Raw genomic sequence first — 26,707 nt, 5'->3', positions numbered from 1 at the left:
CGATCCAGCACCGCCAAGGCCGCCCCCATCGCACAGAACAGCCTTGAATCATGCCTCAATCAAATGGGGAATCCTGAGAGTCCACAGGACCTAGAGCGACGTGCCGATATTCTGACCTGCGGCCGGCGACGCTGGCCGAGCGGCCGAATGGCCGCCGCCGCCAGTGCGGCGAAGCCGAGCCGCGGAGCGGCGCTGGCGTTTGAAGGCCGAAATGCACCAGCATTTCGGCACGCCGCTCTAACCCGGATTTCTCACCGGCCCACGCTGCGATTGAGCAGGCGGCCCCTGTTGGGCATGTCGGGTGCCGGTGGGGGCGTTCAATCGGCTGGAGCAGGTTGATCGGGCCGAGCGTGGCCATCGCCGCCCGCTGGGCAGTGGTGTTCGGTGATGAAGGCGACTGTGCGCTGTCCGGTTCGTCAGGGCGCGGCCGCTGTGATCCTCGCATGGGCGAGGGCGAACTCATCCTGGAAGGGGTGGCCCGAGGCCATGGCGATGGTGAGGCGGCGAACCGACCTGCGGACCTGTGCGCCGATCCTGAGCAACGTAGGTGAAGTCCGACACCCAGAGCAGATTCGGCCGCGGCGCCAGGGACTGCCGGTTCACCCTGTCAGCCGGGCACGGTGCGCCCTTGTCCGGCATCGTCGTCCTGGTCTCCTTCCCGCGCACCGCGCCCTTCAGGCCCATCTGTCGCATCAGCCGCGCCACCGTGCAGCGTGCGACTGGCGTCCCTTCGCGGCCGAGTTGGCGCCAGACCTTCCGCACGCCATACACGCCGAAGTTCTCGGCATGGACGCGCCGCACCTCCGCCCGCAGCATCGCGTCCCGCTGCGACCTGGCCGAGCCCTGGGCAGGATCAGCGCGGCGCGCGGCATGGGCGTGGTAGGTGGACGGGGCGATCGGCAGCATCCGGCAGATCGGCTCGACCCCATACTCACCCCGATGATCGTCGATGAAGGCGATCATGGCTTCGACCGGCGGTCGAGCTCCGCCAGGTCAAAATACGCAGACGCCTTCCGCAGGATCTCATTGGCCTTGCGCAGCTCGCGGTTCTCCCGCTCCAGCGCCTTGATCCGATCCCGCTCCTCGCTCGTCGACCCGGCCCGCTTGCCGCGGTCGCGCTCAGCCTGCCGGACCCAGCGACGCAGCGTCTCCGCCGTACAGCCGATCTTCGCCGCGATCGAGTTGATGGCCGCCCATTGCGAGCTGTGTTCCCCAGCGCCGTCCAGCACCAAGCGCACCGTCCGCTCCCGAACCTCTGGCGAGTAGTTCGCCGCCGTCTTCTTCGCCGCCATCGCTCCATCCTCTCAACGGTTGGAGCCTCCGGCAAACCCGGCGCGGTTCACCGTCATCAACCTCAAGCGGTCGGCGGAGGCCGTTCCGACGTCAGGGGCAAGTCCAAACAGCCGACGAGGCAGGGGCAGGACCAGGGATAGCGACAGCATGGCTTGTCGTGCCACACTATCGATACTCAACTGAGCGCCGAGGCGCTGCGGGGCCTTGAAGCCAGGAGGACGGAGGCGGTGCCCTCGCCGGGCGTTCCCCCATCCAGCACACCGCCCCGCACACCAAGAGGACCACCGTATGAAGCTCGCAAGCTTTCGCCACGCAGGCACCGCCAGCTGGGGCGTTGTCGCGGAGGGCGCCATCCACGATGTCGGCGCCGTGCTGCGCGGCCGCCTGCCGGACCTGAAGTCGGCCATCGCTGCCGGTGCGCTGGACGCCGTGCGGGATGCGGCTGCGGGCGCCCAGCGCATCCCGCTCGACGCCATTGAGTGGCTGCCGGTGATCCCGAACCCGGACAAGATCCTCTGCATCGGCCTGAACTACGAGATGCACCGCCAGGAGACCGGCCGTGCCGAGGTGCAGAACCCGACCATCTTCACCCGCTTCGCGAACAGCCAGATCGGCCATTTGGCGCCGCTCGTCCGGCCGCAGGTCTCGACGGATTTCGACTATGAAGGCGAGCTCGCAGTCATCATCGGCAACTCCTGCCGACATGTCTCGAAGGCGGACGCCTATGCGCAAATCGCCGGCTATGCCTGCTACAACGATGGCAGCGTGCGCGACTGGCAGCGCCATACGCCGCAGTTCACGCCCGGCAAGAACTTCGTCGGCACCGGTCCCTTCGGGCCATGGATGGTGACGCCCGACGAGGTCGGGCCGCTACCCGGCCTGCGGCTGCAGACGCGGGTGAACGGCGAGGTGGTGCAGGACACCACCCTCGGCGAGATGATCTTCGATATTCCACGGCAGATCGAATACTGCTCGACCTTCACGCGGCTGGAGCCGGGCGACGTGATCGCCACCGGCACGCCGGGCGGCGTCGGCTCGCGGCGCAACCCGCCGCTCTGGCTGAAGCCTGGCGACGTGGTGGAGGTCGAGATCGACCGCGTCGGCTTGCTGAGGAACACCGTCGAAGACGAGCGCTGACAGCCCGCGCGGCCTCGCACGCGGTTTCTTCGTGATCGCGGCCGACGCCACGTGAAGCAGCCTGGCGGCGCTGCCACCCGGCGCACCGGCGTGTTCCCGCTAGAACCGGCACGCATGAGCGCAGCGGGCGGGTTGGCCCGCCGCGCCGCGCCGTCTCAGCCCGCCAGTTCGCGCCGCACGATCGCCGCGCCCTCGGCCAGGGCCTTGAGTTTCCCGAAGGCGCGCTCGCGCGGCAGGTATTTCATCCCGCAATCCGGTGCCGTGACCAGACGCTCCGCTGGCACATGGCGCAGCCCCGCGCGGATGCGCGCGGCCACCATCTCCGCCGTTTCGACCTCCTTGCTGCCGAGGTCGAGCACGCCGAGCATGATTGTCTTGTTCGACAGATCCTGCAGGATCCCGAGATCGAGCTTCGGTTGTGCCGCCTCGATCGAGATCTGCACGGCGGCGGAATCGGCAAGCTGCGGCAGGAAGGAATAGCCGGAGGGCTTCTCGGAGACCACGGCGGCGTAGCCAAAACAGAGATGCACCACCGTGGTACCGGCAACGCCTTCCAATGCGCGGTTGATTGCCTTCACGCCGTAGCGCTTGGCCTGCTCGGGCCGGGCCTGCAACCAGGGCTCGTCGAGCTGGATCACGTCCGCGCCCGCAGCCTTCAGGTCGCGCGCTTCCGCCGCCACCGCCTCGGCATATGCCATCGCGAGCGCTTCCTCGTCGCGGTAGTATTCGTCCACCGCCTGCATCGAGAGCGTGAACGGGCCGGGCAGGGTGATCTTCGCCAGCCGGTCGGTGTTGGCGTGCAGGAACTCCATGTCGCGCTTCTCCACCGGTTCGCGCCGGCGGATCGGGCCGACCACGCGCGGCACAGGCGTCGGCTTGCCCATCCGGCCGGAGACGATCGCGGGGTTGTCCACGTCCACGCCGTCGAGCGCCAGCGCGAAGCGATTGGAGTAGCTCTCGCGCCGCATCTCGCCATCGGTGATGATGTCGATGCCGGCGCGCTCCATGTCGCGGATCGCGATCAGCGTGGCATCGTCCTGCGCCTGTTCCAGCGCATCCTCGGGCACGCGCCAGATCTCCTTGAGCCGCACGCGGGGCACGACGTTGTTCTTCACCAGGATGTTGCGGTCCACCAGCCAGTCAGGCTGGGGGTAGCTGCCGACGACGGTGGTCGGCAGCAGCGGGGCGGCGGTGCTCATGTCCTCAAGTCTCTCCCTGGCCGTGCTTGGCGCCGCATGGCGGCTTGCGGGACCAGCATAGGCGAGCAGACTGGCGAGTGCGACAGAGCGGGCCGAAACAGAGGAACGGGCCTGCCGCGACGCGTTCACCCCGACTGCGGCAGGCCGACCCGGGGCCATCACTGTACGGAGGAAGGCAGCCTTGCGGAGCAGCGCCGCGTGGCGTTCACTTCCGTGGTCCGGGGCGGAAGGCTGCGCGCCGCGCCGGACGCCACCATGGGCCAGCCGGGTTGCGCGAGTGGGGGGCGGAAATGGCCAGAGCGGATCGTTTCGTCGGCCGGGTTGGCCTCGTCACCGGCGCCGCCTCCGGGCTCGGGCGCGAAGTGGCAATCGGCCTGGCGCACGAGGGTTCGCGGCTGCTGCTGCTCGACCGCGACACCGCGGCGCTGTCCGAAGTGGCGCGTCACTGCCCTGGCGCGGAAACGCTGGTGGCCGACGTCTCCTCCGCTGCCGAGATGGAGCGTGCCGCGGCGGCGCTCGACAGGTTGGGGAAGGTGACGCTGCTGGTGACGGCCGCGGGCATGCTCGGGCCGACGACGCCGCTGCCGGAGGTGAGCGAAGCGGAATGGGACCGCCTCTTCGCTGTCAACGTGAAGGGCACCTGGCTCGCGTTGAAGTATGTGGTGCCGCGGATGGAGGCGGCGGGCGGGGGCGCGGTGGTGACCTTCGCCTCCGGCGCGGGCCTCGCGGGCAACGCCGTCTTCCCAGCCTATTCGGCAAGCAAGGGGGCGGTGGTGCTGATGACACGCAGCCTCGCGACCGGCCATGCCGCGAAGGGCATCCGCGCCAACGCGGTCTGTCCCGGACCGATCGAGACGCCGATGCTGCGCGAGAGCTTCACCCAGGCTGGCGAGGCCGCCGCAGCGCGCGAAGACTACACCCGCCAGCGCAACCCGATGGGCCGCTTCGGCACGCCCGCCGAGGTCGCCGCCGCCGTGCTGTTCCTGCTGAGCGACGAGGCGTCCTACCTCAACGGGGTCGCGCTGCCGGTCGATGGTGGGCGGCTTGCCTGAGCCCTCCGGCCAGGCTGCGATCGTCACCGGCGCGGCGCGCGGCATCGGCGCCGCCATCGCCGCCCGCCTCATCGCCGACGGCGTGCGCATGCTGCTGGCGGACCGCGACGAGGGCGTGCACGCTACGGCCACGCGCCTGGGCGGAATGCCGCTCGTGCTCGACGTGGCGGCGGCGGGCGCTGGCAGCGCCATGGCGGAGGCCGCGCTCGCCGCCTTCGGCCGGCTCGACATCCTGGTGAACAATGCCGGCATCGGCGGATCGCGCGCCCTCGCCGACTCCGACGACGCGCTGATCGCCCGCTTCCTGGACATCAACCTTGCCGCGGTGCTGCGGGTGACGCGGGATGTCATGCCGCACCTGCCGCGCCCGGGCGGCCGCATCGTCAATGTCAGCTCGATCTTCGGGATCGCCGGGCATCCCGGGACGACGGCCTACGCCGTGGCGAAGGCGGGCATCGCGCAGTTCACCCGCCAGCTCGCCGGGGAGCTTGCGCCCGAGGGCATCACGGTGAACGCTGTCGCGCCCGGCGTGATCGAGACGGCGATGACCGAAGGCCATCTGCGCAACGCCTACTACCGTCGCGCGGTGCTGGACCCGACGCCGCTGCGCCGCGCCGGCAAGCCGGAGGAGGTGGCCGCGGTCGTCGCCTTCCTGGCATCGGCGGATGCCTCCTATGTGGCGGGCCAGGTGATCGCGGTGGATGGCGGATGGCTCGCGGCGCGTCATCCGCCGATGGAGTGAGGAGGAAGACGCGGGCATGGACATGAGCGTGAAGTGGCCCGGCGGGGCGCGCATCGCGGTGACGCTGACCTTCGACTTCGATGCCGAGACGCTCTGGCTCTCGCGCGATCCGGCGAATGCGCAGCGCCCCGGCACCCTGAGCCAGGGCACCTATGGTGCGCGCGTCGGCGTGCCGAAGATCCTCGAGACGCTGCAGGATGCCGGCGTGCCCGGCACCTTCTTCATCCCCGGCTGGACGGTGGAGAACCATGCCGACCGCGCGGAGATGATCCTGCGCGCCGGGCACGAGATCGGCCACCACAGCTACTCCCACGCCTGGATCGACCCCGCCTTCCCCGAGAAGGAGACGGAGGAGATGGAGCGCGGGCTCGATGCGCTGAAGCGCGTGCTCGGCGTGGTGCCGAAGGGCTACCGCTCGCCCGCCGGCGAGACCAGCGACAACACCATCCGCCTGCTGGCGAAGCACGGCTTCCTCTACGACAGCTCGATGATGTCGGAGATCAACCCCTACCGCATCGCGACGCCGGATGGCGCGAACGTCGTCGAGCTGCCCTGGCACTGGAGCCTGGACGACGCACCCTTCGCCCTGTTCTCCATCAAGTCGCCGCGGCCGATCTTCACCAACAGCCACATCCGCGAGGTCTGGCAGGAGGAGTTCCGCGAGATCCACCGCTGGGGCGGCTACTACAACCTGGTAATGCACCCGCAAGTTTCCGGCCGCCCGAGCCGCATCGCCCTGCTACGCGAGATGATCGCCTTCATGCGCGGCTTCGAGGGCGTCTGGTTCGCCACCTGCACCCAGGTCGCCGAGGCCTGGGTCGTCACTCAGCGCTGACAAACCGAGGAGAACGCTCATGATGCTCACCCGCCGACAGGGCCTTGCCGCCGGCGCTGCTCTGCTTGCCGCGCCACGGATTCCCCTCGCGCAGTCGCGCGAACGCCCGTTCCGCTTCGTCGTCAATGTCGGACTGCAGAACCTCGACCCGATCTCCAGCCCGTCCTTCGTGACGCGCAATTTCGGCTACCTCGTGTTCGACAACTTGGTCGGCATGGACATGAAGGGCGAATACCGCCCGCAGATGCTGCAGGGGTGGGAGGTGAGCGGCGACCGCCTGACCTGGACCTTCCGCCTGCGTCCCGGCCTCGCCTTCCATGACGGCGCACCTGTGACGTCGGAGGACGTGGTGGCCTCGCTGAAGCGCTGGGGCAGCCGCGATTCCATCGGCCGCCGCCTGATGGCCGCCACCGCGGAGATGACCACCGCCGGCGCGGACGGCTTCGTGATCCGCCTCTCGCGTCCCTATGGCGGCGTGATCGAGGCGCTGGGCAAGCCTTCGGTCCACACGCCCTTCATCATGCCGGCGCGGATCGCGAATGCGACGCCGCCGACCCAGCCGGTGCGCGAGATCATCGGCTCCGGCCCCTTCGTGTTCCTGCGCGACGAGTGGATCCCTGGCGAGCGCACCTTCTTCCGCAAGAACGAGCGCTATGTGCCGCGCGACGAGCCGGCCGACGGCCTGGCCGGTGGCAAGGTACCGAAGGTCGAGCGCGTGGAGATGATCACCATGCCCGACATCGCGCTGCGCGCCGCCTCGCTGCAGCAGGGCGAGGTGGACTACCTGGAATACGCGCCGGTGGACAACCTGCCGCTGTTCCGGCGCGACCGGAACATCGTGATCTCCGACGCGAGCGGCCAGGCGGAGATGATGTACGCGGTCAGCATCAACCACTACCAGCCGCCCTTCGACAACGTGCTGGTCCGCCGGGCCGTGCAGCAATGCCTGGATCGCACGGAGATCCTCGCCGGTGCCGGCTTTGCCGAACTCGGCCGGCCGGACTGCACCTCGATGTTCATGTGCGGCACGCAGTTCGAGAGCGACCGCGGCAGCCAGCCGATCGCAAGTCCCAGCCTCGACCGCGCGCGCGCGCTGCTGCAGGAGGCCGGCTACAACAACGAGCGCGTGGTGCTGCTGCATCCGCTGGATTCTGCGCTGCTGAACCCCTTCGGCCTGATGCTGATCGACCGGCTGAAGCGCGCCGGCTTCAACCTGGATGTCCAGGGTTCGGACTGGTCCTCCATCGCGCAGCGCTGGGTGCAGCGCCAGCCGCTGGACCAGGGCGGCTGGAGCCTGGTGCCGGTGGTCTACACCGGCTTCGACATGTCGAACCCGCTCTCCAACAATGGGGTCGGTTTCAACTGCACGAACAACCAGCCCTGGGGCTATTGCGAGGCGGAGATGACGCCCCTGATCCAGCGCTTCGAGGCGGAGAGCGATCCGGCGCGGCGGAAGGAGATCGCGGCGGAACTGAATCGCGTGGCGATCGAGCGCGCGACCTTCCCGATCGCTGGCCAGTTCCGCGCGCCCGCCGCGTGGCGCCGGGAGTTGCGCGGCGTGATCGACTTCGGCTTTCCGGTGGTCTGGAACATCGAGCGCGGCGCTCGCTGAAACCGGGCGCAGGGTTCGTGGTCTGCTCGGTCACGACCATCTCGCGCTGCCGAGGAACGGAAGGAGGTGGGGCAGCACCAGCTCCGCCTCCGTCAGCGCCGTCAGGTGATTGCAGCCGGGGATCTCGGCAAAGCTGGCCCGCGGCAGGAAGGCCGCGCAGCGGGCCACCTCGTCGCGCAGCGGATCCTCGGCGCCCGCCCAGAACAGGCAGGGGCGGTCGAAGGCGGCGAGTTCCGCCGATATGTCGGGGCGGTCCTCGGCGACGGCCGCCTGCAAGGCGGCGAGGTCGTTGGCGAGGATGCGGGTCCTGAGCGCCTCGGGGAGGTTGCCGCCACCCAGCCCTTCGAGCACCCCGATCCAGTCGCGGATATCCGCGGCGACCGCTCGGCGGTAGCCCGCCATGCTCTGTCCGAAGGGGTGCACGCCGCCGACGGCGAGGCGACCGACGCGCGCCGGGAAGAGGCGCGCGAAGTCCAGCGCGATCCAGCCGCCCATCGAGTAGCCGAGCAGGTCCGCACGCGCGATGCTCAGCGCGTCGAGCACCGCCGCCACGTCGCGCGCCCGCTCGCCCGGCGCATAGGCCGCCGGGTCCCGCGGGCGGCTGCTGCCGCCGTGCCCGCGCGCATCGATCAGAATGAGCCGGCGCCCCGCGGCAAGAAGCGGCCCGGCGTAGCCGAGCTCCTCCCAGGACTCCAGGCCGTCGGTGAAGCCGTGCAGCAGCACCAGCGGATCGCCGGCGCCTGATACCGCGTAGCGGATCCGCATCGCGCCGTTCGTCGTGGTCGCCGCCGTCATGCCTGCCTCCGGGCCGGCTGCCGCCGCTGCCTTGCCTCCGCCGCCGATGAGCGCCGCAGTGGCGCGGAGGAAGGCCCGCCGGCCCGTGATCACAGGGCCGGCCGCCACGCTGTTCCGAGGCGCCGTCATCGCGCTTCTCCCTCGGACGCCCGTGCTGCGTCACGCGGCGGGGCGGATGTTCTGGTTCGCGCGGAACAGGTTCTCCGGATCGTAGCGCGCCTTCAGCCTGGCGAGACGTGCATAGTTCCCGCCATAGGCGGCCTGCACCCGCTCCGCCTCGTCCTCGGTCAGGAAGTTGACGTAGACGCCGCCCGTGGCGAAGGGCGCGGCGGCGGCGAAGAGCCCGCGCGCCCAGCCGATGCACGCCGCATCGTCTGCCGCATCGTGCCAGCGCGTGTGGAGGTTCATCACGAACTCGGCGTCGCGGTGCGCGTAGGCGGTCGCGTCGTCCGCGACGCGGCGCGTGGCGCCGCCGAGATGGGCGAGCACGATCTCGGTCTCCGCCGAGGGTAGCCGTGCCGCGAAGTCCATTACCGTGTCGATCACGCCGTCGCCGAGTGCGGCGAAGTCATGCGACTTCCAGTAGTTGCGCGCGCCGGGCGCGAGCAGGGCGTCGAAGGCGGTCTGCCATCCCGCATAGGGATGCGGTCCGACGACGTTCGCGATCGGCTCGCCGAGCGCCTCGATCGGCGCCACGGCGCGGCGGCCTTCCTCCATGTCGCCGGCGTAGCAGAGGGCGAAGACCAGCACCTCCTTGCCGTGGACGGATTCGGGCAGGAAGGGCAGGGGAGGGGCCTTGCGCACCACCACCCAGCAGGAGAGCTCCTCGGGTGCATGCTGCATCACCTCGCGGTAGCGGCGCAGCAGTTCGCCGGCGCGGTCGAAGGGATGGATGATCAGGCCGGAGAGCACCTCCGGCCCGACCTGGTGCAGCCGGAACTCGAAGGAGGTGACGACGCCGAAATTGCCGCCGCCGCCGCGGATCGCCCAGAACAGGTCCGGGTTCTCCTCCGCGCTGGCGCGGACCAGCTCGCCCGCCGCCGTCACCACATCCGCCGAGAGCAGGTGGTCAATCGTCATGCCGAGCTTGCGGGTGAGCCAGCCGAAGCCGCCGCCGAGCGTCAGCCCGGCCACACCGGTCGTCGAGTTCACTCCGAGCGGCGTGGCCAGGCCGAAGGCCTGTGCCTCGCGGTCGAACTCGCCGAGCGTGACGCCGGGCTCGACGCGGGCGGTGCGCGCGGCGGGGTCGATGCGCACCGCCTTCATGGGCGAGAGGTCGAGCATCAGCCCGCCCTCGCAGACCGCGCTGCCGGCGATGTTGTGGCCGCCGCCGCGGATCGCGGTGAGCAGCCCGCCATGCGCGCTCGCGAAGCGCACGCCCTGCACCACGTCCGCCGCGCCGGCGCAGCGCAGGATCAGCGCCGGCCGACGGTCGATCATGCCGTTCCAGACCTGGCGCGCCTCGTCGTAGCCCGGATCGCCGGGCAGCAGCACCTGGCCGCGCAGGCGCGCGCGCAGGGCGCTGATTTCGGTGGCGTCGATGGAGGCGGGGGCGCCGCTGCGGCGGTTCACCTGCACGCGGCCGGTGATGGGCTGGGTATCGGCCATCGGGGGGACTCCCTTGTCGTGGCGCCTCACCGTGGTGCGATGCGTGATCGCGGCCAGGCGCCGGTTGCCTCCTCCTCGCACGCCCCCGCAATTCGGGCTTTCGGGCCTTCCTTGTTCTGTCTTGAGATTTCCTTGAGAAACGCTGACCACAGCGCATCGCGCGAACCCGCCAGCCCCGGCCGGCGTGTCGCGCGGCTGGATGTGCGGCGCGCGACATCGGCGCCAATGCTCAGTGCGGCAGGTCCGGAACGGGCGGCGGCGGGTCGCCGATGGTCAGCCGCATCCGGCACTGGACGCCAGACGGCACGAAGTCCAACCGCACCTCGCCGCCGAACTCGCGCGCCAGCCCATGCTCGAGCAGCCGCGAGCCGAAGCCGCGCCGCTCTGGGGCCGCGACCGGCGGCCCGCCGACCTCGCGCCAGAGGATGTCCACCGCCGGACCGTCGCCGTTCGGCTCGACCGTCCAGGTCACTTCGATGGTTCCATCCGGCACCGCGAGCGAGCCATGCTTCGCGGCATTGGTCGCCAGCTCATGGAAGGCCAGGTTGACCGTTACCGTCGCGTTCGGCGGCAGCAGCACCGGCGGGCCGTCGACGGTGAAGCGGCGTGCGCCGCCGGGGCCGGCATAGGGCGCGAGGGTGCCTTCAAGCATCTCGCGCAGCGGCGCACCCGCCCAACAGGCGCCGGCCAGCATGTCATGTGCCCGCGCAAGCGCCATCAGCCGCGCGCGGAAGGCTTCGCCGAAGCTGGACGGTACCACCGTCGAGCGTTCCGTCTGCGAGGCGACCGACTGCACCACGGCGAGCGTGTTCTTCACGCGATGGTCGAGCTCACGCAGCAGCAGCGTGCGTCGCTCATCCTCGCGCCGAGCTTCCGTCCGGTCGCGAAGGATGTTCAGGAAGCCGCGCAGGCCGCCGGACTCGTCGCGCAGCGGCATGACGAGCCCGCTCGCCCAGAATGGGGTGCCGTCCTTGCGGATGTGCCAGCGCTCGTTCTCGGCACGGCCTTTCTCGACCACACGGCGCAACTCGGAAGCGGGCAGGCCCTCCGCCGCACGGTCCTCCGGGGTGAAGAAGTCGTCTGTCGTCCGGTCGAGCATCTCGGCCTCGCTCCAGCCGAGGATGCGGCGCGCGCCGGGATTCCAGCTCCTGACGCGCCCGCCGAGATCGAGCGTGTAGATCGCGTAATCCGTCGCGCTCTCGAAGACGAGGCGGAGGTGCTCCTGGCTCTCGCGCAAGGCCGCATTGGCCTCCGCCAGCCCTGCCGTGCGCGCGGCGACCTCGCTCTCCAGCCGCGCATTCGCACGGCTGAGCGCGGCATTCGCCTCCTCCAGCCGCTGCGCCTCGACCTCCAGCGCATCCAGCGCGACCCGGAGCATGTCCTCGGACCTGCAGGCCGCCCCCGTTTCCCGCGCCGGTACGCGGAGCCGGCCCGCTTCGCCCTTCAGCGCAGCCCACTCGTTACCGGCTGCGCCATCGAGCGATCCCGATGCGCGGGAGTGCGACGAGGGCGGCCGGCCCGTCGCCGCGCCAGGATCGGAGGCACGCTCCGCCCCAGGCTTGGCAGCTCCGCTTTCGGCCATTCGCTCCAGTTCCCAAAACGCATGCGGCGCCGTTGCCTGCAGGATGCGAACGCCATGGTGGCAGGCGGGTTCGGGCCACCGCCCGGAACGACGGATGTCCGGTGGTCCGCGGAACGGTCAGCGCAGCGACTGGTCGGGAGCGGCCTTGTCCATCCGGCCGGCTGGCACCGGGCGGCGCGGCCCCGTGCCGGCCGGCAAGCCGGCGGCGCCCATGGGCAGGAGGCCGATCCGGTGGAACAACCGCTCCACGGCGGCCAGCGCTTCGCCCGCCAGCGCCAGCCGCGCCCTGGGCCCGAGTTGCAGGCCCACCCGATCGAGCGCCGCCATTTCCTGCAGAACCCGCAATTCACGCCTGGTGGGGCGGACCGGGCTGAACGCGGCGGCGAGCAGGGCGGAGCGCGCCGCCGCCTGGGCACCGATCAGGGCCACGCGTGGAAGATTGCGTTGCAGCGCCACGGCGCACATCGAGGCCGCGGCCGTGGCGCGGCGCTGATGGGCAGCCATGCCAGGAGAGATCTGACCGAGGGACATCTTGCACCGCGTTCGACAGTCCGCCTGTCTAGCGGGCGCATGCTCATTCTGGCTGTCCGCTAACGCACGGAGCGCGGAGAGGCGGAGCAGGGCGCCGCAGGTCAGCCTTCGTTGGCCGGTCCCAGCAGGCGGCGGAACTCGCGCCGGACGTTCTCGTGGCACTCGCAAGCGGCGGCTTCAAGGCCGGGCCGGTCGATGACGGCCATGCGGCCCCGCTCGTAGCGGATCAGCCCCGCCTTCTGCAGCATGCCCGCGGCAACGCTGACGCCGGCACGGCGCACGCCGAGCATCATCGCCATGAATTCATGGGTCATCGGGAATTCATCGCCGTCCGACCGGTCGTGGCCCATCAGTATCCAGCGGGCGAGCCGCTGCTCGATCTGGTGGCGCCCGTTGCAGGCGGCGGTCCAGGCGACCAGCACGTTGAAGGCGTGCGCGTAGCGGAGCACCATCTCCCGCAGCGCGCTGCTGCGGCCGAGCTCCTCCTGGAAGGCGCGCGCCTCAAGTCGCAGCGCCGTGCCGCCGGCCTGGGCCATCGCCTCGAAGGGGCTGCGGTCGGCGCCGTGAAACAGCGGCAGTCCGACCATGCCTTCGCGGCCGATCACCCCGACCTCGGCGGCATCGCCGCCCTCGAGCGTGGCGAGCACGGAAACCCAGCCGGTTTCGGGAAAGTGCACGGCGCCGATGCGTTCGTCGGGCGCGTGCAGCACGTGGCGCAACGGCAGCTCCACCGGCTCGAGCCGCGGCCGGAGCCTGGCGAGATCCTCGGCGGGCAGGGCGGCAAGCAGCCGGTTTCGTGGCGCGTGCGCAGGTTGGGCGGTAAAGGGCACGGCTGGGCTCCTGCGGGGTATCGGCGGGAGCACTGGCCTCTCTCAGCCGCCCGCGCCGGGGAGGCCGCGGCGAGCGATGAGCAGGATGTTGGGTCCCGCAGCCGGAACGTCGAGCGGCAAGCGCGCAAGACGCGCCGTGCGGCGACGGGACGGATGAGATGCCCTGCGGCGGCGCGTGCAGACCGGCGCTGATGAAGGATCTGCCGGCCAGCCCCGTGCGCGCGGGCCGAAGCGGCGACTGGGCCCGGGAACGGCCGGCTCCGGACCGGCGTTGCGGCATCCATGCGGGTGGCCGAGGTGATGACGCGCGAGGTGGAGTTCATCGCACCCGATGCGCCGGTTTCGGCCGCGGCGGAGCTGATGGGCGAGCTCGACGTGGGCGCGCTGCCGGTCGGTGGGCCGGGCGACCTCAGGGGCATCGTGACCGATCGTGACCTGCTCTACCGCGTCGTGGCGCGCGGGCTGGATGCCGGGCGCGTGCGCGTCGCGGAGGTGCTGTCGGCGCCGGTCGTCACCTGCCGCGAGGAGGACACGCTGCAGGCCGTGCTCGACCTCATGGCGGCGAACCATCTGCGGCGGCTGCCGGTGTTGGATGCCGGCGGCCGCGTGACGGGCTGGGTGACGCTGGCCGATCTGGCGCGCGCGATGCTGCACGGGAATCCCGCCTTGCAGTCGGCGCTGGCCGAGCTGACCGGAACGCCACAGGCGTAGGTAGTGGCCCGCCGGAGCTGGCGAGCCTCAGCGCCGATAGCGCCGGGCGAGGCCGCTGACGAGCGAAGGCGGCAGCGCGAAGCGCGCGGCGAGCCACCCGAGGAAGGCACGCTCCACCGCCACCCGTTGGTCGAGCACACTCGCCGCGGCGGCATAGCCATGCGCCGCCAGCCCGGCCTCCTCGAGTTCCGCCAGCAGATCGAGCAGGTGCGGCGGCCGGGCCAGCGCGGCTTCCGCCGCCCCCGTCTCCTCCGCGCCGCCGATGCGCGCGAGCGCGGAGACGAGCCGCAGCCGCTCCGGCCCGGCGCTGGCACCACAGGCGGCAAGCGCGCCCGCCATGACCTGCACGAGCAGTGCGCGCGGGCCAGGCTCCAGCCGGCCGAGGTTGAGGGCCAGCGGCACCAGCACCTGGTGCTGGTTCTGCGCCCAGGCATGCAGCAGCTTCTGCGCCAGGACGGCGCGCAGCGCAGGCTCGGCGGGCCCGGGTTCGGCGGTGGCGGAGGGCATATCGGGCCCTTCCGTGGGCAACGTTGCCTCATCACGGCCAAGCAGGCGATCGAGCAGGGCGGGAGCCATGCGCGCCACGACGCCCCGGCCCGCCTGCGGTTCCGGGAACCCCGGGTAATCGCAGCGCTTTCGCCCGGCGTGACCCTCCCCGACCCATCCCTGTGACCCTCGACCAGGCGATCGCCTTCGGCATCGTGGGCGTCACCATCGCGCTCTTCGTCTGGGGCAGGTTGCCCTACGACCTGGTGGCATTGCTGGCGCTGCTGGCCGGGATGGTCACCGGCGTGATCCCGGCCGAGCGCGCCTTCGCCGGCTTCGCCGACGACATCGTCATCATCGTCGGCTCCGCGCTGCTGGTCAGCACGGCGGTCGCGAAGTCGGGCGTGGTGGAGACGGTGATGCGGCCGCTGCTGCCCCGCCTGCGCGGACCCGCGACGCAGGTGCCGGTGCTGGCAGGCGCAGTGCTGGTGCTCTCGGCCTTCGTCAAGAACATCGGCGCGCTGGCGCTGCTGATGCCGGTGGCCTTCCAGCTCGCGCGCCGCACCGGCCACTCGCCCTCCGCGCTGCTGATGCCGATGGCCTTCGCCTCGCTGCTCGGCGGGCTGATGACGCTGATCGGCACCTCGCCCAACATCATCGTCTCGCGCATGCGCGCAGAGATCCTCGGCCAGCCCTTCGAGATGTTCGATTTCCTGCCGGTCGGCGGCGTGGTGGCGGTGGCGGGCCTTGCCTTCCTGGCCTTCGGCTGGCGGCTGCTGCCGCGCGGCCGGCGCCCGGCGCCGGGCATGGAGGCCGCCTTCACGATCGAGGACTACACCACCGAAGCGACGCTGCCGCCGGAAAGCCCGCTGGTCGGGCGCAGCGTGGCCGAACTCGAGGCACTGGCGAACGGCGTGCGGCTGAGCTGCGTCATCCGCGAGCGTTTCCGGCGGCTGGCGCCGACGCCGACGCTCGCGCTGCGCGCCGGCGACGTTCTGCTGCTGAAGGGCGAGCCGGAGGAGCTCGAGCGTCTCCAGGCCCGCGCCGAGCTGGTGCTGGCGGGTGAGCGGCAGGCGGCCAAGCAGGAGGCGGAAGAGGCCGGCGTGGTGGAGGGCGTGGTCAACGAGGGCAGCCCGCTGGTCGGCAGCACGCCGGCGGAGATGGACCTGCACCGTCGCCACGGCCTGGCGCTGCTTGCGGTCAGCCGCAGCGGGCACCGCGTGTCGCGCCGCCTGGCCGCGCTGCGGTTCCGCGCAGGCGACGTGGTGATCGTGAAAGGCGAACGGGAACGCCTGCCGGAGGCGCTGGGCGAGCTGCGCATCCTTCCGCTGTCCGGCCGCGATATCGCTCTCGGCAGCCGGCGTCGCAGCCTGGTGCCGGCCGCGGTGCTCGGCGTCGCGATGGCACTCGTCGGGTTCGACCTGGTGCCGGTGGCGGTCGCCTTCTTCGGCGCCGCGGTGGTGCTGCTGGCGCTGCGCGCGCTGGCCATGCGTGAGGCCTACGAGACGATGGAATGGTCCGTGCTGGTCCTGCTCGGCGCGCTGATCCCGGTGAGCGAGGCGATCCGCACCACCGGGGGGACGGACCTCATCGCCGGCTGGCTGGCCGTGGTGGTGCAGCACCTGCCGGGGATGGGCGCGCTGGCGCTGATGATGGCGGTGGCGATGGCGGTCACGCCCTTCCTCAACAACGCCGCCACGGTGCTGATGATGGCCCCCATCGCGGCAAGCCTTGCGCAGCGCCTCGGCCTCTCGCCCGATCCCTTCCTGATGGCGGTGGCGATCGGCGCCGCCTGCGACTTCCTCACGCCCATCGGGCACCAGTGCAATACACTGGTGATGGGGCCGGGCGGCTATCGCTTCGGCGACTACGCACGGCTCGGCCTGCCGCTGACGCTGATCGTGCTCGCGGTCGGCGTGCCGATGGTGGCGCTGGTCTGGCCGCTCGCGGCGCCGTAAGGAACCGCTGCGCGGCGCGCGCGCTGCATCTGCCCACGGTTGGGGACTGCCTGCATGAGCGGGATGACGGACAAGGGCATCGGCTGGCTGCCGGTAGAGGCCCGCGACAAGCTCGAGATGGAGCAGGAACGCGCCAGCGCCGAACGGGCGGAGAAGCTGCTGGCGCTGGACCCGCGCGCGCGCGTGCTGGCGTTGCTGGAGCTGGCGACCTGCCGCGCCACGGAGGACGAGGACTGCCCCGTGCTGTCCCCGCCCGACCTGCAGCGCGTGCTGGAGAGCTTCCCAGGCGAGCCGGCGCTGGACGAGGCGCTGCTCCGGCAGCGCCTGCCGACGCTGCTGGCGGATTAGCCGGTCCTATCCGTCCTCCGCCTCGTCACGCTTCAGCAGCGCCGTGTCGATCTGTTCCACGAGGCGGGAGAAGTCCACCGGCTTCGGGTGGTAGTCGTCGCAGCCAGCTTCCAGCACCCGCCCGCGATCGCCCGACATGGCATGCGCGGTCAGCGCGATGATCGGGATGCGGGCGGTTCCGGCATCGCCGCGCAGGCTGCGCGCAACCGTCCAGCCATCCATCACCGGCAGGTTCATGTCGAGCAGGATGACATCGGGCGCGAGGGACCTCGCCTTCTCCAGCCCCTCCTGGCCATCATGCGCCAGCTCCACCTCGAAGCCGCGGCGCCGGAGGCGACGGGAGAGGAAGTCCCACAGTTCCTCATGGTCCTCCACCAGCAGGATTCGCGTCACGTCCTGGTCTCCGTTGTTGCTCCGCCGGCGGCGACGCGCTTCAGCTCGCTGACGAGTTCACGCTGCGCTTCCTCCGCCGGCACGATCGTCCGCACCTCGTCGCGCAACCGCGACAGCTCCGCCTCGTCCACCTCGCCCTGGGTGATCGCGATCACCTGGATCTCGCGCAGCTCCGGCCGGCGGCGCAGCTCCCGCAGCAGGGCGAACCCCTTGCCGACTTCCGGGGCGCGCAACTCCATCACCAGCGCCGCCGGCACCGGCGGTGCGGCCAGCCGCGCCAGCGCGGCGTCCGCATCCGCCGCAGTGTCAACAACCCAGCCCTGCGCCTCGAGCAGCGCGCCGAGCTCGGCCCGCTCGTCCTCGTCGCCCTCCACCAGCAGGGCGAGGCCGGGTGCGACCTCGCGGCGGAAGCGGTCGAGCACGCGCTTCAGGCGGTCCCAGCGCACCGGCTTGTTCAGGTAGTCCTCGGCGCCGAGCGAGAAGGCCAGGCCGCGCTCCTGCACCACCGTCACCATCACCACCGGCGTCTCGGCCAGCTCCGGGTCCGCCTTGAGCGCGGTCAGCACCGCCCAGCCATCCATGCGCGGCATCATCACGTCGAGCAGGATGGCGACCGGCCGCAGCTCCCGGGCCATCGCCAGGCCCTCCGCGCCATCGGCGGCGCAGCGCACGGCGAAGCCCTCGCGGCGGAGGAAGCGGGAGACCAGGTCGCGCGTCGCCGCGTCGTCGTCGATCACCAGCACGAGCCCCGCGGGACCGTCGGGCTCCGCGGCCGCCGCCTCCCCGAGCCTGGCGGCCGGCTCGTCGGCCTCCGCGCGGGCGGTGCGGAGGTCGGCGGGCAGGCGGAGCGTGAAGCTGCTCCCCACCCCGGCCTCGCTCGTCACGCCGATCTCGCCGCCGAGCATGCTGGCGAAGGCCCTGGTGATGGCGAGGCCGAGCCCGGTGCCGCCAAAGCGGCGCGTGGTGGTGGCGTCCGCCTGGGTGAAGCGGCGGAACAGCCGGTCGAGCTGCTCCGGCGTCATGCCGATGCCGGTGTCGCGCACCTCGAAGACCAGCATGTCACCCTCGCGCGTGCCCTTCAGCGCGATGGTACCGCGCTCGGTGAACTTGGCGGCGTTGCCGAGCAGGTTGAACAGGCACTGGCGCAGCTTCACGGGGTCCGAATGCATCGTGCCGAGGTCCGGGTCGCATTCCACCACCAGGCGGTTGTGGCGGCGCTCGGCCAGCGCCTCCACCGTCGCCGCGACCTCGCGCACCAGCGCGCAGGCCTCGAAATCCTCGGCCTGCACCTCCATCTTGCCGGCCTCGATCTTCGACAGGTCGAGCACGTCGTTGATCAGCGAGAGCAGGTGGCGCGCATTGGTGTTGATCTTGCGCAGGTCGCCCAGGAAGGCATCGGCGCCCTGCAGATCCTCCGCCTCCTCCTCGAGCATCTCGGCATAGCCGATCACGGCGGAGAGCGGCGTGCGCAGCTCGTGCGACATGTTGGCGATGAACTGGCTCTTGGCGAGATTGGCGTTCTCGGCCGCGGCCTTGGCGGTGGCCAGCGCCTCCTCCGTTTCGCGCAGCTCGGTGATGTCAGTGTTGGTGCCGAACCAGCCGATCGGGCGCGCCTCCTCGTCGTCCTCGTCGCCGGCCTCGAACAGCGGCAGGGCGCGGGAGAGGAACCAGCGGTAGCGGCCATCGGCACCGCGCAGGGGGAAGGTATCCTCCCACGGCGCGCCGGCCTCGATCGCCTCGCGGAAGCGCTGCTCGACGCGTGCCGCGTGCTCGGGGTGCTGCACCTCGCGCCAGCCATTGCCGAGCGCCCGGTCCGGCGTGGTGCCGGTGAACTCGTACCAGCGGCGGTTGAACCACTGGATGGCGCCCGAAGCGTCCGTCATCCAGGCGAGCTGCGGGATGGCGTCCACGATGGTCCGCAGCCTGGTCTCGCTGCGCTTGAGCCGCGCCTCCGCCCGGCGGCGCTGGGTATCGTCCATGGCGAAGAGGCCGACGCCCTCGACGCGCCCGGCCTCCCCGCCGCCCTCCAGGGGGAAGACGCCGAGCAGCAGGTGCCTGACGAGGCGTTCCTTGCCCGGCGGGCGCACCGCCACCTCGATGCCCGACTGCGCGCGCCCGCCTTCGAGCACCTTGCGCAGCTGCGGCGCGATCTGCTCGTGCACCGCCTCGGGCAGCGCGGTGTCGCTGCCGGCCTCGACGCCCAGCGTGCGCTCGCCCAGCGCGGCGAGGCTGCGGTTGGCGTGGCGCAGGCGAAGCTCGCGGTCGAGCAGGCCGAGGCCGATCGGCGCGTTCTCCATCACGCCGCGCAGCAGCGCGTTGGCGCGCCGCTCCATCCGGCGCCGGGCGAGGGCGAGCGCGCCGAGCAGCGCGCAGGCGGCAAGCACGGCTCCGAGCGACAGCGCATAGAGCCAGGCGTCGCGGACGGAGGCGGCCTCGGTGGCGCGGACCAGCGCTTCCGCCTCCTGCTGCACGCGCAGGACCTCGGCGCGGGCCTCGTCCATCAGCGCCTTGCCTTCGCCGCTCTCGATACGGGCGAGTGATTCGCTCGCCTCGCCGCGGCGGCGCAGCGCGACGAGCTGCGCGGTCCAGGCGAGCTTCCGGCGTGCGATCTCCTCCAGCCGGTCGGGCGGCGGCAGGCCGGCATCGGCGGCGGCGGCGCGCAGCGTCTCCACCAGGCGTGGCGCGGCGGCGAGGCCGGCAAAATGGGGTTCGAGGAAGCGCTCCTCGCCGGTGAGCAGGAAGCCGCGCTGCCCGGTCTCGGCATCCTTCAGGGCGGAGAGCAGGCCTTCGGCGGAGAACTGCACGCCGCGGCCCGCGCCGATGCGCGCGGCGTCGCGCGCCGAGACCTGCCAGTTCCAGGCGGCGAGCGCGAGCGCCACGAGGACCAGCAGGGCGGCGAGCGCGGCGGCGTGCCGGGTCCAGCCGGGCAGCGGTCGGTCGGGACCGACGGCGTCGGCGGCGCGGGGACGGTCGGGCAAGTGGTCGTCGGCTCCTCTGGCCAGGGGATAGCGCTGCCGCGCCGGCCGGGTTCGCCGCGACGAACCCGCAACGCACAAAGGCGTTTCCGCCGCGCAACGCGGAGGGGGATCAGCATTGCCGACGACGCCCGCCGACCGGCGCGCCGCCCGACGCGCCGCGGGCGGAGCCGGCCTGACGCCCTGGGTGGCCGGGGCCATCGTCGTCGCCGCGCTCTACCTCGGCCGCGACCTGCTGGTGCCGCTGGCGCTGGCGGTGATCCTCGCCTTCGTGCTGGCGCCGCTCGCGCGGCTGCTGCGGCGCACCGGCTTGGGTGGCGTGCCCTCGGTGCTGCTGGCGCTGCTGGCCGGGGTGGGGGGCATCCTGGGCGTCGCGCTGGTGGTGCTGCGCCAGCTCGCGGTGCTGGCGGGCGACCTGGCGGGCTATGCGGCGAACCTGCGCGGCAAGCTCGATCGGCTGCGCCTGCAGGAGCTGTTGCGCCAGGCGGAGGAGGCGATCGAGGGGCTGCGCGGGCTGTTCGGCCTGCGGCCGGAGCTGGCGGCACCGCCGCCCGTCGCCGCGCCCGCCTCCTCGCCGGTGGAGGTGGCGGCCGCCTTCCTCGGGCCGGTGCTGGCGCCGCTGGCGACCTTCGGCATCGTCGTGGTCTTCGCGCTGTTCATCCTGCTCTACCGCGAGGATCTGCGGGACCGGCTGATCCGGCTGGCGGGCGTGCGCGACCTGCACCGGACGATCGGCGCGCTGGACGACGCAGCCTATCGCCTGTCGCGGCTGTTCCTGGCGCAGCTGGCGCTGAATGCGAGCTTCGCGGTCGTGGTCACGGCGGGGCTGTGGCTGTTCGGTCTGCCGGGCGCGCCGCTGTGGGGCATCCTGGCGGGGCTGATGCGCTTCGTGCCCTTCGTCGGCACGCCGCTCGCGGTGATCCCGCCGGTGCTGCTGGCGCTGGCGGCTGATCCGGGCTGGGGGCTGGCGCTCTCCGTGCTGGCGCTGTTCATCCTGACGGAGCCGCTGATGGGCCAGCTGTTCGAGCCGCTGGTGCTCGGGCGCAGCGCCGGGCTCTCGCCCATCTCGGTCATCATGGCGGCGACCTTCTGGACCTTCATGTGGGGCCCGATCGGGCTGCTGCTGGCCACGCCCCTGACGGTCGGCCTGGTGGTGCTCGGCCGCCACGTCCCGCGGCTCGAATTCCTCGACGTGATGCTCGGCGACCGGCCGGCGCTGCAGCCGGAGGAGAGCTTCTACCAGCGTGCGCTGGAGGGGGACGCGGATGCGCTGGTGGCGCAGGCGCGCGCGGCGCTGCGCGGCGGCACCACGCTGGTCGCCTGGCACGACGAGGTGGCGCTGCGCGGCCTCGCGCTCGCCGAGGCCGACTGGTCGCGCGAAGTGCTGCCGCCGGAGCGGCTCGCGGTGATCCGCCAGCAGGTCGAGACGCTGCTCGACGAGCTGGCCGAGACGCCGCCCGCCGTCGCCGCGTCGGTGCCGCCGGCCTGGCGGGCCGAGGGCGCAGTGCTCTGCATCGCCGGCCGCGGCCGGCTGGACGACCTTTCGGCGGAGATCGCGGCGCAGGCGCTGCGGCATGAGGGGTTCGGCGCGGTGGCGGTAGCGGCGGCGGCGCTCGAGGGCGCGCCGGACCCGCGGCTCGATCCCACCCGTGTGCGGCTCTGCTGCCTCTCGGTTCTGGAGGAGGGCAGCAGCGCGGCGACGGTGCGCTACTTCCTGCGGCGGCTGGCGCGGCGGCTTCCCGGCGTGCCGGCGGTGGTGGCGCTGTGGCACGCGCCGGCGGGCAGCAAGATCCTGGCGGAGCTGCGCGAGGAGCGGCATGGCGCCGCGGTGATCGTCACCTCCCTCGGCGAGGTGGCGGCCTTCTGCCAGGCGGCGGCGGGGCAGGGCACAACGTCATCCGGTGCGGCGCCCGTAGCCGTCAGACCCGATCGCGCCGAGGCAGGCAGGGTCTCGGGCGCCCCTTGACCGCCTCCTGCCGCGGCGCAGCATGAGCCCACACCGCATGGCGATGCGCAGGTGGAACTGTTCGAAGGATGCAGGTCACGGCTTGTTGAGCATGCCGGGCGGTGCGACCGGCGGAACCCTATTGGTGGCGCCCCGCGGATGCGCTTCCTGGACTCGTCCGCGCGCAGCCGCGCGCAGGCACCCGCGGCGCGGGTCCGCCCGCTCCTGCCCCCGGTATGGCTGCATGAACCTCGACTCCGACTTCCACGCTGAACGCGCCACGCTCCGCAGCCGCCTCCGCCAACAGCGCCTGGTCGCCGGGTTCGGCGCCGAGGCGTTCCGGGCGCGCGATTTCGGCGAGCTGCTTCGCCGCGCTGCAGAGATCACCGCGGAGGGTCTCGGCACCGACTTCGCCAAGGTGCTGGAGTACATCCCACGGGAGGAAGCGCTGCTGATCCGCACCGGGGTCGGCTGGCGCGATGGCGTGGTCGGGGTGGTGAAGCTTGGCGCCGACACCGCTTCACCGGCCGGCTACGCCCTCAAGACCGGCGAGCCGGTCATCACCAACCACCTCGCCGGAGAGGCGCGCTTCCGCACGCCCGCGGTGATGGCGGAGCATGGCGTCCGGCGCGCGATCAACGTCATCATCCAGGGCGAAGAGGGTGGGCCAGCATTCGGCGTACTGGAAGCGGACAGCCGCGACCCGAAGGGCAGCTTCTCCGCGGACGACGTCGCCTTCCTGCAGGCGGTGGCGAACATCCTGGGCCTCGCCTTCGATCGCGAGCGGGACCGGACGACGCGCGACCTGCTGATGCGCGAGGTCCATCACCGCGTGAAGAACAGCCTCCAGCTCGCGCAGACGGTGCTCAACCTCCAGGCGCGCGCATCGGAAGCAGAGGCCGCGCGCGGGCAGCTCGAGGAGGCGGCAAGGCGAATCATGACGATCGCCGCCGTGCACGAGCGGCTCTACACCGGTCGCCACTTCGGGCGGGTGAACATCGCCGGCTATCTGGGCCAGCTCACCGATGACATCAGCACCTCCTCCGGCGCCGCTTCCGCCGGCCGCGCGATCGGCCTCGACCTGGTGCCGGGCGGCGAGACGGCGGAGTGCGACGCGGACCGCGCCACCACGCTCGGCCTCGTCGCGACCGAGCTCGTGACCAACGCACTGAAATACGGCGAGGGCAGGATTGTCGTGCGCTTCGACCCCGGTGCGGAAGCCGGGCACATGCGCCTCGTCGTCGAGGACGAGGGTGCCGGTCCGCCCCCCGGCTTCGATCCGGCCCTGAGCCGCGGCCTCGGCATGCGCCTGCTGGTCGCGATGCTGCGGGGGGCGCTGACGATCGAATGCAGTGCCGCCCCGACGCGCTGCCGCTTCATCGCGGACCTTCCCCCTGAAGCGCACTGAGGGAGTGCCGCCCGCCGGCGCGTCCATCCGCCGCTACGCGGCTGCGCTCTCGGCGGTTGCCGTGGCCCTGCTGCTCTGCGCGGGCGGCGCGGCCTGGGTTTCGGTCGGGAATCTCGGCGCCGAGCGCCGCGCGGTCGAGGACGTGAACACCACCATCTCGGCCGCGACCGTGCTGCTGCTGGCGGTGCTCGACGCCGAGCCCGGACAGCGCGGCTTCCTCCTCTCCGGCGAGGACCGCTATCTGGAGCCCTACCGGTCGGCCCAGGACCGGGTCGCCGACGATCTCGCCGCACTGCGCGAGGCCGTGACGGACTCCCCTTCGCTGCAAGCGCGCCTGCCGGCGATCGAGCGCATCGTCGAGGATCGGCTCGGCGCCTTGTCGCGCACGGTGGAGCTGGCCCGCGCCGGCGACAGGCAGGCGGCACTCGACATCGTCCGCTCCGGAGAGGGCAAGCGCAGCATGGATGCGCTGCGCGGCGCCCTCGCCGAGCTCGAGGCGGTGGCCCGGCGGGGTCTGGCCGGCCGTCTCGCCGGCGCGCAGCGTTCGGCGACCCTGGGCGTGCTGGGCCTCGGGCTGGCCGGGCTGCTCGCCCTGCTGGCCGGTGGCTTGGCCGCGGTGCTGCTGCTCCGGCGAGCGGATGCGCGGATCGAGGAGAGCGAGCAGCATCATCGCCACAGCCTCGACCTCAATCCGCAGGTCGCCTGGACTGCCGATGCTGAAGGCCGGATCACGGATTTCAGCCGCCGCTGGCTGGAGCTGACCGGGCTCACGCGCGAGCAGGCCCTCGGGCATGGCTGGCAGCAGGTGCCGCACCCCGACGACCTGGCGGCGATGGCCAAGGCGTGGTCGCACGCCGCCGCCACCGGCCAGCCCTACGACATCGAACACCGCATCCGCCTCGCCGACGGCGGCTGGCGATGGATGCGCTCGCGCGCCTGGCCGCGCGTTGACGGGCGCGGTCGCATCATACGCTGGTATGGCGTCACCGAGGACATCGAGGAGCGGCGCGCCGCCGAGGCCCGCCAGCGCGGGCTCGAAGCCGAGTTGTGGCACGCCGGCCGCGTCAGCACGCTCGGCGAGGCGGCGGCGGCGCTGGCGCATGAGCTGAACCAGCCCCTCGCCGCGGTCGCCCACTACGTCGAGGGCTGCGAGATGCTCCTCAGCGCCCGCGGCGCCGCGGCCATCCAGGAGGTGCTCGGCGGCCTCGAAGGCGCTTCGGCGCAGGCCGAACGCGCGGCGGAAATCGTGCGCCGCCTGCGCCGCTTCGTGCGCAAGGACACCGCGACGGCGCACCATCTGCCCACCGATCCGGCGGAGCTCGTGCGCGATGCGGTTCCACTCGGCGCCGGAGGCGCGCGCGACGCCGGTGTCACGGTGCACTGCGACCTGCCCGAGCGCCTGCCGGAGGTCGCGGTGGACCGCGTCGAGATCCAGCAGGTCGTCGTGAACCTCGTCCGGAACGCCATCGAGGCGATGACTGAAGGCGATGCCTTCGACGCCGCTGCAACGCGGGAGGTGCGCATCTCCGCGCGCGTGGTTACCGCGCAGGCCGGGAAGCGGCAGGTCGAGGTGGCGGTCGCCGACAGCGGCCTGGGCCTGCCGACGGAGATCGCGGGCGATCCCTTCCGGCCCTTCGCGACGACGAGGTCCGGCGGGCTCGGCCTCGGCCTCTCCATCTGCCGGTCAATTGTCGAGGCCCATGGCGGGGCCATCGCAGCGGCGGCAAACCCAGGTGGAGGCGCGACGTTTTTTTTCCGCCTTCCGGTCCTGGAGACAGTCCCCGTTGCATCCCTCGTCAAATGACACATCAGGGTTCCCGATAGCGCGAGATGAAGCGCGCGGGGAGGTCTTCATCATCGAGGACGAGGCGCCGGTCCGTAACGCGCTGGTCTTTCACCTCAATGCGCATGGCCACAGCGTCGCAGCCTTCGAGGCGGCGGAACCGTTCGTTTCCACCTTCGACCCCGAGGCCGACACCGGCTGCGTCGTCGCCGATGTGCGCCTGCCCGGGATCGACGGCGTGGGCCTGCTCGGCGACATGGCGCGGCGACGGATCGGGTTGCCGGTGGTGATGATCACCGGATTTGCCGATGTGCCCCGCGCCGTCCGGGCGATGCGTGCTGGCGCCTACGAATTCCTGGAAAAGCCCGTCGCGCCACGCGCCCTGCTGTCCGCCGTCACCCGTGCGCTGGCAGGAGCCCAGGGCCAGCGATCGTTCCAGCGCGAGGCGGCGGCCGCCTCCATGCACTTGGCGACGCTGTCCGGCCGCGAGCGCGACGTCTTCGAAGGCCTGGTGCCGGGCCGCCTCGGCAAGGAAGTCGCGGCCGATCTCGGCATCTCTCCGCGCATGGTGGAGATCTACCGTGCCAACGCGATGCAGAAACTCGGCGCGCGCACCCTGGCCGAGCTGCTGCGGATGGGCCTGCTCGCGGCGATGCACGAGGGGGCGGGCAAAAGAAAGCGGCCCACGCCGGACCTCGCGGCGGAGGACTGAGGGGCGAACCATAAGCGACGGCCCGCTGTTGCGGCCAGGCCAGCACAAGTACATGCTCAGCGCCCACCTTGAAGGAGGAGGTATCGTGCCTTCTCCCCGGACGGACCCGCAGGTGCCGAGCTGGCCCGCACCGCCGAACGCCCTGGCCCTTGTGCCGGCGAGCGACGGATCGCGCGACCCGATCGCGGTGCCGGGTGTACGCCTCGTGTTCATTGTCGATGACGATGCAGCGGTCCGCCAGGCCGCGGCGATGCTGCTTTCGGCGGCCGGCTACGCGGTGCGCAGCTTCGCCAAAGGCGAGGCCTTCCTCTCGGCGCTAGTGGACTGATTCCAGAAGACGTTTCCCGCGCTGGTGCTTGCCGATGATGGTGTCGGCGGGCGCGGTCCAGCGGCAGGGCTTTGGGTCGGCGTTGTGGGCGTCGAGGTAATCGCGGATTGCCTGGTTCAGCTCGATGACGGAGCGGAAGACGCGGCGCTTCAGGCGCCGCCTTGTCAGCGTGGCGAACAGGCCCTCGACGGCGTTGATCCAGGAGGCCGAGGTCGGCGTGAAGTGGACGTGGAAGCGAGGATGTCGGGCGAGCCAGCGCTTTACGGTCTCGGTCTTGTGGGCGGCGTAGTTGTCGAGGATCAGGTGCAGGTCGAGCTCGGCCGGGGTCTGCTTGTCGATCAGCCACAGGAAGCGGATGAACTCGGCGGCGCGGTGGCGGAGCATGCACTGGCTGATGACCGTGCCCGCATTCACGTCGAGCGCGGCGAAGAGCGTCGTCGTGCC

The 26,707-nt window shown here is 71.8% G+C and carries 23 protein-coding genes, 1 pseudogene and 1 other annotated feature; of the genes and pseudogenes, 13 read left to right on the top strand and 11 right to left on the bottom strand.

Going from position 1 to position 26,707, the window contains the following annotated elements:
- Positions 1–537: 537 nt before the first annotated feature.
- Positions 538–1,292: pseudogene (locus ACESM1_RS27460) on the bottom strand (IS3 family transposase); the annotation flags it as partial.
- Positions 889–1,005, bottom strand: a sequence feature (AL1L pseudoknot). Its footprint overlaps the pseudogene before it by 117 nt.
- 289 nt (positions 1,293–1,581) lie before the next feature.
- Between ACESM1_RS27460 and ACESM1_RS27455 the strand changes: the two are divergent.
- Entirely contained in the window at positions 1,582–2,430 is an 849-nt protein-coding gene (locus ACESM1_RS27455) for a fumarylacetoacetate hydrolase family protein (protein WP_372624416.1), read from the top strand.
- A 155-nt stretch (positions 2,431–2,585) separates the two neighbouring features.
- Here ACESM1_RS27455 and ACESM1_RS27450 read toward each other — a convergent pair whose 3' ends face one another.
- On the bottom strand, positions 2,586–3,629 hold the full coding sequence (locus ACESM1_RS27450; RefSeq protein ID WP_372624415.1) for a 5-methyltetrahydropteroyltriglutamate--homocysteine methyltransferase: 1,044 nt from the start codon (positions 3,627–3,629) through the stop codon (positions 2,586–2,588).
- Positions 3,630–3,919: 290 nt separating this feature from the next.
- Here ACESM1_RS27450 and ACESM1_RS27445 point away from each other — a divergent pair, with 290 nt between their 5' ends.
- The 4 genes from ACESM1_RS27445 to ACESM1_RS27430 are packed head-to-tail and all read left to right on the top strand — an operon-like array spanning position 3,920 to position 7,870.
- On the top strand, positions 3,920–4,681 hold the full coding sequence (locus ACESM1_RS27445) for an SDR family NAD(P)-dependent oxidoreductase (protein ID WP_372624414.1): 762 nt from the start codon (positions 3,920–3,922) through the stop codon (positions 4,679–4,681).
- A complete protein-coding gene (locus ACESM1_RS27440; RefSeq protein WP_372624413.1) occupies positions 4,674–5,423 on the top strand; it encodes an SDR family NAD(P)-dependent oxidoreductase in 750 nt (249 codons plus the stop codon). Before ACESM1_RS27445 ends, ACESM1_RS27440 begins: the two co-directional genes overlap by 8 nt.
- 16 nt (positions 5,424–5,439) lie before the next feature.
- Positions 5,440–6,258: a polysaccharide deacetylase family protein gene (locus tag ACESM1_RS27435; RefSeq protein ID WP_372624412.1), complete on the top strand. Its 819-nt coding sequence runs from the start codon at positions 5,440–5,442 to the stop codon at positions 6,256–6,258.
- 19 nt (positions 6,259–6,277) lie between these two features.
- Positions 6,278–7,870 carry an ABC transporter substrate-binding protein gene (locus ACESM1_RS27430; RefSeq protein ID WP_372624411.1) on the top strand — a complete coding sequence of 531 codons (1,593 nt, stop codon included), beginning with the start codon at positions 6,278–6,280 and terminating at the stop codon, positions 7,868–7,870.
- A 30-nt stretch (positions 7,871–7,900) separates the two neighbouring features.
- Here ACESM1_RS27430 and ACESM1_RS27425 read toward each other — a convergent pair whose 3' ends face one another.
- The 5 genes from ACESM1_RS27425 to ACESM1_RS27405 all read right to left on the bottom strand — a co-directional run bounded on the left by ACESM1_RS27425 (position 7,901) and on the right by ACESM1_RS27405 (position 13,216).
- Entirely contained in the window at positions 7,901–8,665 is a 765-nt protein-coding gene (locus ACESM1_RS27425) for an alpha/beta fold hydrolase (RefSeq protein WP_372624410.1), read from the bottom strand.
- Between the two features lie 159 nt (positions 8,666–8,824).
- The gene (locus ACESM1_RS27420) at positions 8,825–10,273 is read right to left on the bottom strand and encodes an FAD-binding oxidoreductase (protein WP_372624409.1); all 1,449 of its coding nucleotides are present in this window, start codon (positions 10,271–10,273) and stop codon (positions 8,825–8,827) included.
- A gap of 229 nt (positions 10,274–10,502) precedes the next feature.
- Positions 10,503–11,651: an HWE histidine kinase domain-containing protein gene (locus tag ACESM1_RS27415; RefSeq protein ID WP_372624408.1), complete on the bottom strand. Its 1,149-nt coding sequence runs from the start codon at positions 11,649–11,651 to the stop codon at positions 10,503–10,505.
- Between the two features lie 321 nt (positions 11,652–11,972).
- Positions 11,973–12,311, bottom strand: coding sequence for a hypothetical protein (locus ACESM1_RS27410; RefSeq protein ID WP_372624407.1), 339 nt, complete (start codon positions 12,309–12,311; stop codon positions 11,973–11,975).
- A gap of 176 nt (positions 12,312–12,487) precedes the next feature.
- Positions 12,488–13,216, bottom strand: a complete 729-nt coding sequence (locus ACESM1_RS27405) for a Crp/Fnr family transcriptional regulator (protein ID WP_372624406.1) — start codon at positions 13,214–13,216, stop codon at positions 12,488–12,490.
- A 282-nt stretch (positions 13,217–13,498) separates the two neighbouring features.
- Between ACESM1_RS27405 and ACESM1_RS27400 the strand changes: the two genes are divergently transcribed.
- The gene (locus ACESM1_RS27400) at positions 13,499–13,927 is read left to right on the top strand and encodes a CBS domain-containing protein (protein WP_372624405.1); all 429 of its coding nucleotides are present in this window, start codon (positions 13,499–13,501) and stop codon (positions 13,925–13,927) included.
- A gap of 27 nt (positions 13,928–13,954) precedes the next feature.
- Here the strand turns inward: ACESM1_RS27400 and ACESM1_RS27395 are convergent, their stop codons facing one another.
- A complete protein-coding gene (locus ACESM1_RS27395; RefSeq protein WP_372624404.1) occupies positions 13,955–14,434 on the bottom strand; it encodes a DUF533 domain-containing protein in 480 nt (159 codons plus the stop codon).
- Positions 14,435–14,595: 161 nt separating this feature from the next.
- Between ACESM1_RS27395 and ACESM1_RS27390 the strand changes: the two genes are divergently transcribed.
- Positions 14,596–16,371, top strand: coding sequence for an SLC13 family permease (locus ACESM1_RS27390; RefSeq protein WP_372624403.1), 1,776 nt, complete (start codon positions 14,596–14,598; stop codon positions 16,369–16,371).
- A gap of 54 nt (positions 16,372–16,425) precedes the next feature.
- Positions 16,426–16,719 carry a hypothetical protein gene (locus tag ACESM1_RS27385; protein WP_372624402.1) on the top strand — a complete coding sequence of 98 codons (294 nt, stop codon included), beginning with the start codon at positions 16,426–16,428 and terminating at the stop codon, positions 16,717–16,719.
- 6 nt (positions 16,720–16,725) lie between these two features.
- Here ACESM1_RS27385 and ACESM1_RS27380 read toward each other — a convergent pair whose 3' ends face one another.
- Positions 16,726–17,112, bottom strand: coding sequence for a response regulator (locus tag ACESM1_RS27380; RefSeq protein WP_372624401.1), 387 nt, complete (start codon positions 17,110–17,112; stop codon positions 16,726–16,728).
- Entirely contained in the window at positions 17,109–20,090 is a 2,982-nt protein-coding gene (locus ACESM1_RS27375) for a response regulator (protein ID WP_372624400.1), read from the bottom strand. The genes ACESM1_RS27380 and ACESM1_RS27375 overlap by 4 nt, the downstream gene beginning before the upstream one ends.
- 115 nt (positions 20,091–20,205) lie before the next feature.
- Here ACESM1_RS27375 and ACESM1_RS27370 point away from each other — a divergent pair, with 115 nt between their 5' ends.
- From ACESM1_RS27370 to ACESM1_RS27350, 5 genes are all read left to right on the top strand, one after another.
- The gene (locus ACESM1_RS27370; protein ID WP_372624399.1) at positions 20,206–22,053 is read left to right on the top strand and encodes an AI-2E family transporter; all 1,848 of its coding nucleotides are present in this window, start codon (positions 20,206–20,208) and stop codon (positions 22,051–22,053) included.
- A 223-nt stretch (positions 22,054–22,276) separates the two neighbouring features.
- The gene (locus ACESM1_RS27365; protein WP_372624398.1) at positions 22,277–23,440 is read left to right on the top strand and encodes a sensor histidine kinase; all 1,164 of its coding nucleotides are present in this window, start codon (positions 22,277–22,279) and stop codon (positions 23,438–23,440) included.
- 4 nt (positions 23,441–23,444) lie between these two features.
- Positions 23,445–25,244, top strand: a complete 1,800-nt coding sequence (locus ACESM1_RS27360) for a CHASE3 domain-containing protein (protein ID WP_372624397.1) — start codon at positions 23,445–23,447, stop codon at positions 25,242–25,244.
- A complete protein-coding gene (locus tag ACESM1_RS27355; RefSeq protein ID WP_372624396.1) occupies positions 25,174–25,935 on the top strand; it encodes a response regulator transcription factor in 762 nt (253 codons plus the stop codon). Before ACESM1_RS27360 ends, ACESM1_RS27355 begins: the two co-directional genes overlap by 71 nt.
- Before the next feature lie 85 nt (positions 25,936–26,020).
- Positions 26,021–26,263: a hypothetical protein gene (locus ACESM1_RS27350; protein WP_372624395.1), complete on the top strand. Its 243-nt coding sequence runs from the start codon at positions 26,021–26,023 to the stop codon at positions 26,261–26,263.
- Here the strand turns inward: ACESM1_RS27350 and ACESM1_RS27345 are convergent.
- Positions 26,252–26,707, bottom strand: a 456-nt coding sequence (locus ACESM1_RS27345; protein WP_372624394.1) for an IS630 family transposase, incomplete at its 5' end; no start/stop codon positions are given. The two genes, ACESM1_RS27350 and ACESM1_RS27345, sit on opposite strands and share 12 nt — an antisense overlap.

This window comes from Falsiroseomonas sp. (genome assembly GCF_041690465.1).
In the GTDB taxonomy this organism is placed as follows: Bacteria; Pseudomonadota; Alphaproteobacteria; order Acetobacterales; family Acetobacteraceae; genus Falsiroseomonas.
The sequence above is the reverse complement of the archived record's forward strand: the minus strand, read 5'-3'. Positions and strand labels throughout refer to the sequence as shown.

Coding starts and splice junctions, on each gene's coding strand:
- ACESM1_RS27455 (WP_372624416.1), top strand. CDS start 1,582: ATGAAGCTCGCAAGCTTTCGCCACGCAGGCACCGCCAGCTGGGGCGTT.
- ACESM1_RS27450 (WP_372624415.1), bottom strand. CDS start 3,629: ATGAGCACCGCCGCCCCGCTGCTGCCGACCACCGTCGTCGGCAGCTAC.
- ACESM1_RS27445 (WP_372624414.1), top strand. CDS start 3,920: ATGGCCAGAGCGGATCGTTTCGTCGGCCGGGTTGGCCTCGTCACCGGC.
- ACESM1_RS27435 (WP_372624412.1), top strand. CDS start 5,440: ATGGACATGAGCGTGAAGTGGCCCGGCGGGGCGCGCATCGCGGTGACG.
- ACESM1_RS27430 (WP_372624411.1), top strand. CDS start 6,278: ATGATGCTCACCCGCCGACAGGGCCTTGCCGCCGGCGCTGCTCTGCTT.
- ACESM1_RS27425 (WP_372624410.1), bottom strand. CDS start 8,665: ATGACGGCGGCGACCACGACGAACGGCGCGATGCGGATCCGCTACGCG.
- ACESM1_RS27420 (WP_372624409.1), bottom strand. CDS start 10,273: ATGGCCGATACCCAGCCCATCACCGGCCGCGTGCAGGTGAACCGCCGC.
- ACESM1_RS27415 (WP_372624408.1), bottom strand. CDS start 11,651: ATGCTCCGGGTCGCGCTGGATGCGCTGGAGGTCGAGGCGCAGCGGCTG.
- ACESM1_RS27400 (WP_372624405.1), top strand. CDS start 13,499: ATGCGGGTGGCCGAGGTGATGACGCGCGAGGTGGAGTTCATCGCACCC.
- ACESM1_RS27395 (WP_372624404.1), bottom strand. CDS start 14,434: ATGCCCTCCGCCACCGCCGAACCCGGGCCCGCCGAGCCTGCGCTGCGC.
- ACESM1_RS27385 (WP_372624402.1), top strand. CDS start 16,426: ATGAGCGGGATGACGGACAAGGGCATCGGCTGGCTGCCGGTAGAGGCC.
- ACESM1_RS27365 (WP_372624398.1), top strand. CDS start 22,277: ATGAACCTCGACTCCGACTTCCACGCTGAACGCGCCACGCTCCGCAGC.